The following is a 12,778-nucleotide window of genomic DNA, read 5'->3' as shown; positions in this document are numbered from 1 at the left end:
GACGCTTTAGCGCAACCAAGGACAAAACCATGAGCAAATTCGATTTTCAGTTGGCTTACACCGTCGAAGGGGATGAGGCAGATGCGGCGAAGGCACGTACGTACCTTCGCGAGAAAACCGGCCTGGAAACCGTCCAGCACATCGAGACCACCTTGCTTGGGGTGGTCACGCTCGAGGCCGCGACGCTTGCCGACCGCCAGAAGGATGCCGAGCGCGTATTCCACGCATTCATACACGATGCGTTGAAGGCGCTGGGCGTGCTGTCCACCGTGAAGTTCTACGGCTGCCTGATGGTGAACGGCCTCGGCCCCGCCATTCGCTTCAACGTGCTGCCCAAATGACCGCTGAGAAGTGACCGCTGGAAAGTGACCGCTGACGGTATCAGGCGCGCGAGCGCCTGATACCCGTGCCTGTCATTTTTCTTCGAGTACGGACCGGCCTTTGACGGCGCGCGGGCCGCGCCAGGCCCAGAACAACAAGCCGGGGATTGGCGCGTAGACGACGAACACCACCCACAACATCTTGCGTTCGGCGCGCCGCTCACTGCCGATGATGTTCCAGATGGCCCAGATTTCCATGAGGATGACCAAGGCTGCGACAATGATCCAGATCGTTCCGACTTCCATAAGCGCTCTCTCTTTGCCGTGTAATGGCTTGGGTTGTTATTGACGCTGAGGGTTCAGATTGTTTTGACCACTCCTGCAGGTAACGCACCTCACTGCTGCGGCGCACGCTCCAGCGCCGCCTTCAATGCCGCGGCATCGGTGAACGCCTGCTGGCTCACCAATCTGCCTTCTTGCAACTGCAACCACTGCACCTGCCCTGGCTGCCCGGGGTACCGGCTGGCTACCCGCCCTTCCCGGTCGAGCAGCACCCTATAGCTGTAACCGCGCATGGCCGGGATGGCGAACAGCTTGCTGACCAACGCAGGCATGCGCTGGATGTCGGCGACGAATACGGCCTTGCGTGCTTCCAGGTAGTCTTTGGGCGCGTCGGCCAGTGCAGCCTTGACCAACTTGGCGCCGTCCATGTCGCGCGCCACCAGTAGTACCTGGGTGTCCGCGCTCAGGGTGTAGGCCTTGTCATGCTGGTCAAGCAACGTGAAGGGCGCGAGCGGTTCGCCCGGCTCCATGGCCGTGGCCAGCAATGGCAACAAGCTGAGCAACAAGGCAGCGGCGTATTTCATCGATAGGTTCCTCAAGGGCCAGGCGTTTCATGCAAGCGCCTATGGCAAAGCATAGTGGGAAAGTCTGCAGCCATACAGGTTGCCTGAACACGACCTGTAATACGACACCGCCACCGGGGAGATTGTCTTTCCTCCAGCCACCGGCCACACTCTGCGAGCCAGCCAGCAAGCGGAGTTCAGAGTGCCCACGCCACGCCAGTTCAGCAAGAAGACCAGTACCAGCAACATGCTGCGGCTCAAGGCCAGCAGCGCCGACGCCCAGGCCCCTTATCAAGTCGATTTCGTGCTGCTCGAACACTTCTCCATGGCCAGTTTCACCGTGGCCATGGACGTGCTGGTCACGGCCAACCTGCTGCGTACCGACAGCTTCAGTTTCACCCCGCTGTCGCTGGACGGCGACCGCGTGCTCAGCGACCTTGGGCTGGAACTGGTGGCCACCGAATTGTCCCCCCAGGCGTTGCAGTCACCAGACCTGCTGGTCATCTGCGGGGGCTTGCGTACGCCGCTGAAATACCCGGTACTCGACCGCTTGCTGAGTGATTGCGCGGCCCATGGCATGGCCTTGGGTGGCTTGTGGAACGGCGCCTGGTTCCTGGGGCGCGCCGGGGTGCTGGATGACTATGGCTGCAGCGTTCACCCCGAGCAGCGTGCCAGTTTGTCCGAGCGCAGCCCGCAAACCCGCATTACTCCGGCCAGCTTCACCCTCGACCGTGACCGGCTCAGTGCCGCCAGCCCGAACGGCGCCATGGAACTGATGCTGGGGCTGGTGCGGCGCTTGTATGGTGACGGCCTGGCCGAAGGCGTGGAAGAAATTCTGTCGTTCTCAGGCGCCCGTTACCGCCAGGTCGGGCCGGGGGCCAAGAAGTCCATGAGCCTGCACCTGCGTACCATTGTCGAACTGATGGAGAACAACCTCGAAGAAACCCTCAGCCTCGACCAGCTGGCCGCCTACAGCGGGCGTTCACGGCGGCAGATCGACCGGTTGTTCCAGGCCCAGCTGGGCACATCGCCGCGGCGTTACTACATGGAGCTGCGCATTACCAAAAGCCGCAGGCTGCTGCAGTATTCCGACCTGTCGGTGATGGAAGTGGCGGTGGCTTGCGGCTTTGTTTCGGTGTCACATTTCAGCAAATGCTATGCGGCGTATTTTGGCTACCCGCCCTCGCGTGAGCAGCGGTTGGGCGACTGAGCAGGCTGGCGCAGCGTCAGGGGCGCTGCCCAATCTGAATGTAGCGCAGCACCGCATCACAGATCATCGCCTTGTGCCGCAGCTTGACCTGGTCATCCGACAGGTCTATCTGGAAGATCTCGCCAAAGGTATGCCGGTTGGACACCCGGTAAAAACAGAACGAGCTCATCAGCATGTGCAGGTCGATCACCTCGATACCGCTGCGGAACACCCCTTCTTCTACCCCGCGGCGCAGCGTGTTGCCCAAGGCTTCGAGCACCAGGCTGCTCATTTCGCGAATAGCCGGGGACTGCTTGACGTATTCGCCGTAGTGGATGTTTTCGGTGCAGATGATCCGCACGAAGTCGACATTGCGGTCGTGGTGGTCGAAGGTGAACTCCACCAGCCTGCGGATCGCCTGGTCGGCCGGCAGCGACTCCAGGTCCAGGCTTTGCTCGGTCTTGCGAATATCGCCGTATAGCTTGACCAGGCACTCGCAATACAACTGCTCCTTGCTGCCGAAGTAGTAGTAGATCATGCGCTTGGACGTAGCCGTGCGTTCAGCGATGGCGTCTACGCGAGCCCCGGCCAGCCCTTGCTGAACGAATTCGTGGATGGCGGCCTGGAGGATATCCTCGCGGGTTTTCTCGGGGTTGTTCTTGCGCGTTCTGCGCCCCCCTTCGGTTTCAGGCTGGCCAAGGCCGACTACGGAATCACTCATACCCACTCACAGGCTGTTTATTGGAATGTGGGGGATTATCCGTGAGCACGGCCGTGCAGGGAAGCTCGCTGTTGCGGCTAGCGCTGGGCCGTGACCGGCTCTGCTGGCGGCGTCAGGTGCAAGACACGGTCGCGTCCGCCCTCGGCCAGCAGGTAACCGCCCTTGCCGTCGGCGATGATGGCCTGGGGCGCCTTGAGAAACGTCAGCACCGTGTGCTGGCTGCCGTCGGCAGCGATGCGCAGCAGCCGGGCGCGGTGCGTGTTGTCCTCGCTGATCCACAGGCCACGCTGGTCACAGTACAGGAACGTGGGGTTGCGCAAACCGTCGACCACCACCGGGTCGTTGCCATCGGCGGACAGGGCGCGCACGGTGCCCTTGGCTTTTTCGGTGTACAACAGGTCGCCCCGACAGCGTGTCAGCCCTTCGGTTTCTGTCAGGCCGGAACGCAGCACGTCCAGTTGCCCGCTCTGCCAGTCGTAGCGCATGAGGCGGCCGTTACCTTTGCGGTCTTCGATGGCATACAGGTGCTTGCCGTCGTTCCACAGCCCTTGCACGCTGTCGCCATTGAACAACGGCGTGACCTCGCCATCGCGGGCCAGGCTGACGGGCGCGGCACCGCCCTCCTGGCTGAATACCCAACCGCCCTGGGCCGCGACCATGCCGTCGGGTTTGGACAGGTTATCAATGACTACCACCCGGGCGCCGTCGGCGGCGATCTTGAGGATGCTGCCGCGGCCGTCGTCCAGCTCGCGGCTGACCAGCAGGCTGCCATCGGCTTGCGGCAGCAGTGACGCGGCCTTGGTCACGTCACTGTGCAGCACACCGACTTTCCAACCTGCCGCGGCCTGCACCGGATAGAAGCTTTGCCAGGCGAAAAAGCCCAATGTGGCCACGAGCAGGCCAGTGGTGGCGGTGAAGACGATTCGGGTGCTGCGCTTGCGCAGGATAGACGGCATAAGGGGGGGCTCCTTGGAAATGCCGGGGGATCCTAACAAGGGAATGTGAAAAATATGTCGGAATTATCTGCTCAGCAGCCCCTGCGAGCGAACGCGCATTCAGCGATCGAATCCTGGGTATTCCAACATTTAATTTGTGCATGGCGCGCGCTCGACCCTATTCTGTCGCCACATCCCCTGCGCCGCACCGGCCGGTGCGGTTCACGGCACGGGGAGAGAACAACAAGTCGAGATTGTCCATGTCGAACCATTCGTACTTCGCCCCCCACGGTGGGCACCCGGCTCAAACCGAGCTGCTGACTGACCGTGCCATGTTCACCGAAGCCTACGCCGTCATCCCCAAAGGCGTGATGCGTGACATCGTCACCAGCCACTTGCCATTCTGGGACAAGATGCGCATGTGGGTCATCGCCCGCCCACTGACCGGTTTTGCCGAGACTTTCTCGCAGTACATCGTCGAAGTGGCCCCGGAAGGCGGCAGCGAACGCCCTGAGCTGGACCCTGATGCCGAGGCCGTGGTGTTCATCGTCGAAGGCGAACTGGACATCACCGTCGAAGGCAAGCACCACACCCTGGTGCCAGGCGGCTACGCGTTCCTGGCGCCAGGCGCCGAGTGGAGCCTGCGCAACAACAGCAAAGCCAATGTCACCTTCCACTGGCTGCGCAAGCACTACCAGAAAGTCGAGGGCCTGGACGCACCTGAGTCGTTCGTGACCCACCGTGACAACGCCACCGTCATTGAAATGCCGGGCACCGAAGGCCGCTGGGTCACTACCCGCTTCGTCGACATGGCCGACATGCGTCACGACATGCATGTGAACATCGTCACCTTCCAGCCCGGCGGCGTGATCCCGTTCGCGGAAACCCACGTGATGGAGCATGGCCTGTACGTGCTGGAAGGCAAGGCGGTGTACCGCCTGAACCAGGACTGGGTCGAAGTGGAAGCCGGCGACTTCATGTGGCTGCGCGCCTTCTGCCCGCAAGCCTGCTACGCAGGTGGCCCAGGCAAGTTCAGCTACCTGCTGTACAAGGACGTGAACCGTCACGTGCACCTGACGCTGAACCCCAAGCGCTGAGGCACCGGGGCGCATGGCGCCCTCCCGACACAAGGCCGCCCCCGCAGGTTTGCGTGAACCTGCAGGGGCGGCCTTGTTTCAGGCGCACGGGCAAGCGTTTACTGCACGACCCCGCAGGCCACCCGGGCTCCACCGCCACCCAGCTTCTCGGGGTGGTCGCTGTGGTTGTCACCGCCGGCGTGCACCATCAGTGCATGGCCTTTGAAATCGGTGGCCTTCAGCCGCGGCGCGAGGACCGGATAGGTGGCCTTGCCATCGGCCCCCACATACAGCGCCGGCAAGTCGCCACGATGACCACTGTCATCATAGGGGCCTTTGTGGGCGTTGCTGGAATCCGGGTCCCAGTGCCCGCCCGCAGCACCCGCTGGCACAGGCTTGCCGCCTTCTTGCGCCGGTGCGCACGAGGCGTTCTGGTGGAGGTGGAAGCCGTGCACACCTGGCGGCAGGTCCTTCAGGTCGGGGGTGAGCAACGTGCCATATTTGTTCTGCTCGATGCTGATAGTGCCAATGGACTTGCCAGGGCCGTCGGGGCCGGCCAGCTTGAGTTCGACCGTTTCGGCCGCCTGGGCCAACCCGGCGCTGGCCAGTAAAGCGACAAATGCAGCTGTTTTCATAGTGCGTCTCCATGGCTTGGGTTGCTGGGCGTACTGCCCACGTTAACGGTGGGACTGCACGGCCCTGCCAGACATTCCATCGCGCCACAGCCTGAAACACTTTTCTCGTTGGGCTAGATGCCACCCCCGGCCAGCAATTGAGTCATCACCTCGGCCAAGGCCTTGACCATGATGTCAGCGGTCGGCCGGTGCACAATGACGATTTCATAGCTATCGATCTCCGGCAGCCCCTGCCCCTCGCCCAGCACCCGGTGCTCGCCTGTCGCCGCGCGCGGCGGGAGCAAACTGACGCCCATGCCATCGGCCACGGCCGCCTGGATGCCACTGAGGCTGGAACTGGTGAAGCTGATACGCCAGCGCCGGCCCATGCCCTCGATGGCATTGATCATGTCTTCGCGGTACAGGCCGCGTGGCGGAAAGGTCACAAGCGGAATCGGGTCCAGCTCGAACGCCGGCGCGCGGGCACTGTCGATCCACTGCAGGCGCTCTGGCCAGCATGCCACGCCCTCGCGGGTGTTGCGCCGCTGCTTGAGCAGCACCAGGTCGAGCTCACCGTTGTCGTAGGCCTGGCTGAGGTCGCGGCACAGGCCGCTGGTCACCTCCAGCTTTACCTGCGGGTGCAGGCGGCTGAACGCCGCCAGCGCATTGGTGGTCCGCCCGCCGACGAAGTCTTCCGGCACACCCAGGCGCACGGTGGTGCCGACCATGGCCCCGGCCAAGGCTTCGAGCATCTGGTCGTTCAGCGCCAGCATATGCCGGGCATAGCCCAGCAGGGTCTGCCCGGCGTCGGTTGGCAGCACGTCGCGGTTGCCGCGTACCAGTAACCGGTGGCCAACCATGTCCTCCAGGCGGCGAACCTTCTGGCTGATGGTCGACTGGGTGGAATGCAGGCGTGCGGCCGCGGTGGTGAAACTGCCGCAGTCGGCCACCACCACCGTGGCGCGCAACAGGTCAAGGTCGAACAGGGCCCTATTCGATTTCGCGCTATTGGACATCTTGGTATTCAACTAATGAATGACAAGACAGACTTCTATCACGCTATACCAGGCCCTGCAACGCCCTGCTCAGTCGCCGAGGGCGACCCCTTCGCGCCGCGGATCGGCCCCTCCGGCCCAGCCGTCAGCCGTGCGCTGGATGATCTGCATGCCGCTGGTCATGGTCATTGGCGTGACTTCGTGGCCCCAGGCCGCCAACTGGCGGACCAGTGCCGGGCTGGCCAGCCCTGCTTCCACTTCCGTGCCGGCATTGCGGCTGCCGAAATTGGGCAGGCCGGCAGCCTGCTGCGGGTCCAGTTGCCAATCCAGCAGGCCGAGCAGTGCCTTGTTCACGTAACCGATGATCTGTGAGCCCCCCGGCGAACCCAGGCTGGCCACCAGCTCGCCGCCAGCGCGGGAAAACACCAGGGTCGGCGCCATGGCCGACAGCGGCCGCTTGCCAGGTTGTACCCGGTTGGCCACAGGCCGGCCACGCTCCTGCGCGATGAACGAAAAGTCGGTCAGGGTGTTGTTGAGCAGGAAGCCCCTGACCATCACGTGCGCGCCGAACGCGGCCTCGACCGAGGTGGTCATGGCCAGGGCATGACCGCTGTCATCCACTGCGCTCAGGTGCGAGGTAGAAATGCGCAGGGGCGAACGGTCCGGCGCCAGGGCCAGGTCGACACCAGGCGGCTGGCCTGGGCGCGCACGCCTCATGCTGTGTGCCCCGATCAAGGCGGCGCGGCTGGCCAGGTAGGCCGGGTGGGTGAGGGCCTTGACCGGCACGGGCACATAATCGCTGTCTGCCAGGTACTGGGCGCGGTCGGCATAGGCCAGGCGCTCGGCCTCGGCGACCAGGTGCACGGCCATTGGCGCTGCTTCAATACCCGCTGGGGATGAAGTGGGCTGCGGCCGCAACCCAGCCAGGTCATGCGCAGGCACGGCCCGTTGAGCGGCTTCAAGGATGCCCAGGGTCTGCAACACCGTTACCCCGCCGGAAGACGGCGGCGGCACGCCGCAAATTTGCCAGGCCTTGTAGGGGCCGCATACCGGCTCGCGCTCCCTGGCCTGGTACAGCTGCAAGTCCTGCAGCGACAGGTAACCGGGATTGGCATGGCTGCGCACCTGGGTCACGATGGCCTGGGCAATCTCACCGCTATAGAACACATCGGCGCCGTGCGCAGCGATCAGCTCCAGGGTTTGGGCAAGCGCCGGGTTGCGCAGGGTAGCCCCCACTGGCAAGGGCCTGCCCTGTTCATCCAGAAAATAACGCGCCATGGCCGGTGACTGGGCAATGAACGGGTCACCGGCTATCAACGTGTGCAAGCGCGGGGAAACCGCAAAGCCGCTGCGGGCCAACGCGATGGCCGGCGCAAACAGGTCGCGCCAGGGCAGCTTGCCATAGCGCTGGTGGGCCACCTGCAACGCCCGCAGCACACCCGGCACCCCCACCGAGCGGCCACCGATCTGCGCCTGGCGGAACGGCATCGGCTCACCATCGGCCTGCAGGAACAGTTGTTCCGTGACCCCCGCCGGGGCTGCCTCGCGGCCGTCGAATGCCTGCACGCGCTCGCCATCCCAATACAGGATGAAAGCCCCACCGCCAATGCCACTGGACTGCGGCTCGACCAGGGTCAGCACCATTTGCATGGCGATGGCAGCGTCGATGGCGCTGCCACCGGCCCGCAGTATCGCCCGCCCCGCTTCGCTGGCCAGCGGGTTGGCAGCGGCCACCATGTGCCGGCTGGCGTGCACCGGCTGCAGGCCGGTGCGGTACCCGGAAGCCAGTTCCGGTGCAACTGGCAGCGCCTGGTCGGCCTTCGTCGCCCCGCTGGCAGCCAGCAGCCACAGGGCCACGAGCAGTGGCTTGGAAAATGTCATCGCGTGCTTCCTGCTTCACCCATTCAGCCCGCCACTGTGGTTCATGGCTAAACCCGAGTTCAAGCTTTTGCGCGATTTTCCTGGCTCCCGGCCTCGTCAGCGGGAGGCGGCAGCCTCAAACCACCTCTTCGAACGGCAGGCCCACATAGTTTTCGGCAATGTTCAGCAAACCTGCCGGCGAGGTCAGGAAGTACTCGCGATCAGCCTCTTGCATCTTCTGGTCCCAGGCGTCCTTGTGGCTGCCGAAGTCGTGCAGCAGTTGGGTCATGAACCAGCTGAAACGCTCGCCCTTCCATACCCGGCGCAGGGCCAGGGGCGAATACTGCTGCAACAGCTCGGTACGCCCCTCGCGGTACACCTTGAGCAGAATCCGGTACAGGTAGTTGACGTCCGAGGCTGCCAGGTTCAACCCCTTGGCCCCGGTTGGCGGCACGATATGCGCGGCATCGCCCACCAGGAACAGGTGGCCATACTGCATCGGTTCCACCACCAGGCTGCGCAGCGGCGCGATGCTCTTCTCCAGGGCCGGGCCTGTGACCAGGTCCGCTGCCACCTCGGCAGGCAAACGCGCTTTCAGTTCGCCCCAGAAGCGCTCGTCGGGCCACTCCTCGACACGGTCTTGCAGCGGCACTTGCAGGTAGTAGCGGCTGCGGGTTTGCGAACGTTGGCTACACAGCGCGAAACCGCGGGCGTGGTGGGCATAGATCAGTTCATGGTTGACCGGCGGTGTATCCGCCAGCAGGCCCAGCCAGCCGAAGGGGTATACCCGTTCGTATTGTTTGAGCACACCCTCGGGAATGCTCTGCCGGGAAACCCCATGGAAGCCGTCACACCCAGCAATGTAATCGCAATCCAGGCGCTGGACCTGACCGTCTTTTTCAAAGGTCAGGTAGGGCTTCTCGCCCTTGAGCTCATGCGGCTGAACATTGCTGGCCGAATAGAAGATGGGGGCCCCGCTGGCTGCACGGGCCTGCATCAGGTCACGGGTTACTTCGGTCTGGCCATAGACCATCACCGTCTTGCCGCCGGTCAGGGCCTTGAGATCCAGGCGCTGGCGGCGCCCGCCAACCAGCAGCTCGACCCCTTCGTGCACCAGGCCTTCGCGGTCCATACGTTCGGCCACACCGGCCTCGCGCAGCAGGTCGACCGTGCCCTGCTCCAGCACCCCGGCGCGGATGCGGCCCAGCACGTACTCGGCGGTCTGGCGCTCGACGATCACCGTGTCGATACCGGCGTTATGCAGCAGTTGACCCAGCAGCAGGCCCGACGGGCCCGCGCCAATGATTGCAACCTGAGTTTTCATTGTTGTTGTCTCTGTTGGAACGATACCGGCCCTGCACTGGCGGTGGCGCGGCATCTGCTGTTAGGGTTTGCCTTTGCATTTTTACGGGCAAAAACCGCAACTGAGCTGTGCTATTCCATGCAAAACCTGCACTTTTACAAAAAACGTTCGATTAACGGACAGGCCAAAGCTGATGAAATCCACCCTCCCCGGCGTTCCGCTGTTCAAGCTGTATGGGGAAAACCAGGCCTGGCCTGGTACCGACCTGCTGCACTGTGAGCCGATCCCGGCACGCAGCCGCCTGCACCACTGGGAGATCAAGCCCCACCAACATGCCGAGCTGTTTCAATTGCTGTACGTGCAACGCGGGCAGGCCCAGGTGGAAATCGAGGGCACCCGCACTGCCCTAAGCGAAGCCGCGATCCAGGTGGTGCCACCCCTGACCGTGCATGGCTTTCGCTTCAGTGCCGACATCCAGGGCCACGTGCTCACTTTTGGCGCCGCGCTGGTGGCCAACCTTGAGCAGCGCCTGGGCGCACCGCTGGCGGTGTTGTCCAAGCCGGTAAGCTACCCGCTGGGCCGGGATCGCGCGCACCTGCGCAGCCTGATCGAGACCTTGCAGCAGGAATACCAGGGCAACGCCCCATCGCGGGCCGCCATGCTGGAGGCGTTGGTGACCGCCCTGATGGTGTGGATCAGCCGCCGTCAGCAGCTTGGGCAGGCCCCGCGCACGCGTGATGAACGCGACCGCCAGTTGCTGGGGCAGTATTTGCGCCTGGTCGAAGCGCACTACCGCGAGCACTTGTCGATAGAGGCATTCGCCGCACGGCTGAATGTGCAGAGCCTGCAGTTGAACCAGCTGTGCCGGGCGCTGAGCGGGCAGACGGCGTTGCAAGTGGTGCACCAGCGCCTGTTGCTCGAGGCGCGGCGCAGCCTGGTTTACACACGCATGAGCATCGGCCAGTTGTCCGATAGCCTGGGGTTCAGCGACCCCACCTACTTTGCCCGCTGGTTCAAGCGCCTGAGTGGGCAAACGCCCAATGCGTATCGACGGGCAGTGCAGCCTGAATGATCGGCCTGCCTGGCCCCAGGTCCGCAGGCCATGCCCACGCTCGCGCTTGCTTGACGTTTACGTCAAGCTGGCCTCAGGATACCCGGATACTTTCGCCCGAGCCCCAGCATGAGCACGCAGACCTACAGCATCTCCGACCTGTCCCGCGAACTGGACATCACCACCCGCGCCATCCGCTTCTACGAGGAACAGGGCCTGTTGAGCCCAGAGCGCCGGGGCCTGGAACGTATCTATTCGGCGCGCGACAAGGTCAGCCTGAAGCTCATATTGCGTGGCAAGCGTATCGGCTTTTCCCTGGCCGAGTGCCGCGAGCTGATCGAGCTGTACGACCCCACCAGCGGCAACCTCAAACAGCTCAACAGCATGCTGGCGAAAATCGCCGAACGCCGCGCGCAGCTGGAGCAGCAACTGCTCGACATTCACCAGATGCAACTGGAGCTGGACACGGCCCAGGAACGCTGCGAGCAAGCACTGGCCGCCACCCTCAACAACACAGACAACCGCTGAACGTCACAGGAAAACCACCATGTCCCTGCCCAACCACGTGCGCCTGGTCGAAGTCGGCCCCCGCGACGGCCTGCAGAACGAAGCCCAACCCATCAGCGTCAGCGCCAAGGTGCGCCTGGTAGACGACCTCACCGAAGCGGGTCTGGCCTACATTGAAGTGGGCAGTTTCGTGTCGCCCAAGTGGGTCCCGCAGATGGCCGGCTCGGCCGAGGTGTTTGCCGGTATCCAGCAGCGCCCAGGCGTTACCTATGCAGCGCTGGCACCGAACCTGCGCGGTTTTGAAGACGCATTGGCCGCGGGGGTAAAGGAAGTGGCGGTGTTCGCCGCGGCCACCGAAGCGTTCTCGCAGCGCAACATCAACTGCTCGGTCAGCGACAGCCTCAAGCGCTTCGAACCGATCATGGCAGCTGCCCGCAGCCACGGTGTGCGGGTGCGTGGCTATGTGTCGTGCGTGCTGGGCTGCCCCTACGAGGGCAAGGTCAGCGCCGAGCAGGTGGCACCGATTGCCCGCGAGCTGCGCGACATGGGCTGCTACGAGGTATCGCTGGGCGACACCATCGGCACTGGCACCGCCGGCGACACCCGGCGCCTGTTCGAGGTGGTGTCGGCGCAGGTGCCACGCGAGCAACTGGCCGGGCACTTCCATGACACGTATGGCCAGGCCCTGGCCAATGTCTACGCCAGCCTGCTCGAAGGCATCAATGTGTTCGACAGCTCGGTCGCCGGCCTGGGCGGTTGCCCGTATGCCAAGGGCGCCACCGGCAATATCGCCAGCGAGGATGTGCTTTACCTGTTGCAGGGGCTGGGCATCGAAACCGGCATCGACCTGGACCGGCTGATTGCCGCTGGGCAGCGCATCAGCCAGGTACTGGGCCGCAGCAACGGTTCACGGGTGGCGCGGGCGCGCATGGCGCAGTAGGTCATGAAGGTGTCACAGAGGTGTGGGTGAGTGTTACCGCCCCCCATTCCACAGCGAAAAATCGGGTAACAGGGAAACAAATCGACAAAAATTCGGGCCCTGCATTTTTTTCAAAATCCGCTAAATGCTTGATTTTAAACGATATTCAAAAGTTGGCACGCTGCCTGCTATATCTTTCGTACAACAACAAAAAAAATGCGACACCCAATAAAAACAACAGATAACGGCTCTGACATAACAAGAACAACACGGCAGAGGCGCAGCAAGCAGATTTTTTTGGAGTAGGCAGTCTTTTCAGGGGCCCGCCCCGCGGTTTGGCACAAAACAACAAAACTACCTCGAGGTAGCAGCAGCCAGGTTCGGATCAGCAATGATGAAAGCAGGTCAGCGCTCAAAAAAATACGTTTGCTCTTGACCCCGCA

General features: G+C 63.3%; 14 protein-coding genes. 6 read left to right on the top strand and 8 right to left on the bottom strand.

Translation table 11 applies throughout. The features are described 5' to 3' along the window. Positions 1–29: 29 nt before the first annotated feature. Positions 30–341, top strand: coding sequence for a hypothetical protein (locus AACG97_RS12650; RefSeq protein ID WP_009686693.1), 312 nt, complete (start codon positions 30–32; stop codon positions 339–341). A gap of 72 nt (positions 342–413) precedes the next feature. Here AACG97_RS12650 and AACG97_RS12645 read toward each other — a convergent pair whose 3' ends face one another. Next, complete coding sequence (locus AACG97_RS12645; protein WP_009686692.1) at positions 414–626, bottom strand: PLDc N-terminal domain-containing protein; 213 nt, start codon at positions 624–626, stop codon at positions 414–416. Between the two features lie 89 nt (positions 627–715). Continuing rightward, positions 716–1,186, bottom strand: a complete 471-nt coding sequence (locus AACG97_RS12640; protein ID WP_009686691.1) for a hypothetical protein — start codon at positions 1,184–1,186, stop codon at positions 716–718. Positions 1,187–1,367: 181 nt separating this feature from the next. Between AACG97_RS12640 and AACG97_RS12635 the strand changes: the two genes are divergently transcribed. Further along, complete coding sequence (locus AACG97_RS12635) at positions 1,368–2,375, top strand: GlxA family transcriptional regulator (protein WP_009686690.1); 1,008 nt, start codon at positions 1,368–1,370, stop codon at positions 2,373–2,375. Between the two features lie 16 nt (positions 2,376–2,391). On the opposite strand, the gene AACG97_RS12630 is transcribed toward AACG97_RS12635, so the two are convergent. Together AACG97_RS12630 and AACG97_RS12625 are read right to left on the bottom strand one after the other, a co-directional pair. Then, positions 2,392–3,075 (bottom strand): TetR/AcrR family transcriptional regulator, encoded by a 684-nt coding sequence (locus tag AACG97_RS12630; RefSeq protein ID WP_009686689.1) that lies wholly within the window; start codon positions 3,073–3,075, stop codon positions 2,392–2,394. Between the two features lie 77 nt (positions 3,076–3,152). After that, positions 3,153–4,031, bottom strand: coding sequence for a hypothetical protein (locus AACG97_RS12625; RefSeq protein ID WP_197886155.1), 879 nt, complete (start codon positions 4,029–4,031; stop codon positions 3,153–3,155). A gap of 239 nt (positions 4,032–4,270) precedes the next feature. Between AACG97_RS12625 and AACG97_RS12620 the strand changes: the two genes are divergently transcribed. Beyond that, positions 4,271–5,107, top strand: a complete 837-nt coding sequence (locus tag AACG97_RS12620) for a bifunctional allantoicase/(S)-ureidoglycine aminohydrolase (protein WP_029886486.1) — start codon at positions 4,271–4,273, stop codon at positions 5,105–5,107. 98 nt (positions 5,108–5,205) lie between these two features. Here the strand turns inward: AACG97_RS12620 and sodC are convergent, their stop codons facing one another. From sodC to pobA, 4 genes are all read right to left on the bottom strand, one after another. Beyond that, positions 5,206–5,721, bottom strand: a complete 516-nt coding sequence (gene sodC / locus AACG97_RS12615; protein ID WP_009686686.1) for a superoxide dismutase family protein — start codon at positions 5,719–5,721, stop codon at positions 5,206–5,208. Positions 5,722–5,834: 113 nt separating this feature from the next. Next, on the bottom strand, positions 5,835–6,716 hold the full coding sequence (locus AACG97_RS12610; protein WP_009686685.1) for a LysR substrate-binding domain-containing protein: 882 nt from the start codon (positions 6,714–6,716) through the stop codon (positions 5,835–5,837). Between the two features lie 69 nt (positions 6,717–6,785). Continuing rightward, positions 6,786–8,576: a gamma-glutamyltransferase gene (ggt, locus tag AACG97_RS12605; RefSeq protein WP_047149628.1), complete on the bottom strand. Its 1,791-nt coding sequence runs from the start codon at positions 8,574–8,576 to the stop codon at positions 6,786–6,788. Positions 8,577–8,691: 115 nt separating this feature from the next. Then, a complete protein-coding gene (gene pobA, locus AACG97_RS12600) occupies positions 8,692–9,879 on the bottom strand; it encodes a 4-hydroxybenzoate 3-monooxygenase (protein WP_009686682.1) in 1,188 nt (395 codons plus the stop codon). Between the two features lie 172 nt (positions 9,880–10,051). Between pobA and AACG97_RS12595 the strand changes: the two genes are divergently transcribed. The 3 genes from AACG97_RS12595 to AACG97_RS12585 all read left to right on the top strand — a co-directional run bounded on the left by AACG97_RS12595 (position 10,052) and on the right by AACG97_RS12585 (position 12,356). Next, a complete protein-coding gene (locus AACG97_RS12595; RefSeq protein ID WP_029886491.1) occupies positions 10,052–10,930 on the top strand; it encodes a helix-turn-helix domain-containing protein in 879 nt (292 codons plus the stop codon). 108 nt (positions 10,931–11,038) lie between these two features. Continuing rightward, complete coding sequence (locus AACG97_RS12590) at positions 11,039–11,437, top strand: MerR family transcriptional regulator (protein ID WP_009686680.1); 399 nt, start codon at positions 11,039–11,041, stop codon at positions 11,435–11,437. Positions 11,438–11,456: 19 nt separating this feature from the next. After that, entirely contained in the window at positions 11,457–12,356 is a 900-nt protein-coding gene (locus AACG97_RS12585) for a hydroxymethylglutaryl-CoA lyase (protein WP_029886492.1), read from the top strand. The last annotated feature ends 422 nt before the right edge of the window (positions 12,357–12,778 follow it).

Source organism: Pseudomonas sp. Nvir, from assembly GCF_963778085.1.
GTDB lineage: Bacteria > Pseudomonadota > Gammaproteobacteria > Pseudomonadales > Pseudomonadaceae > Aquipseudomonas > Aquipseudomonas juntendi.
Note: the sequence above shows the minus strand (reverse complement) of the source record. Positions and strands in the feature narration are given on the sequence as shown.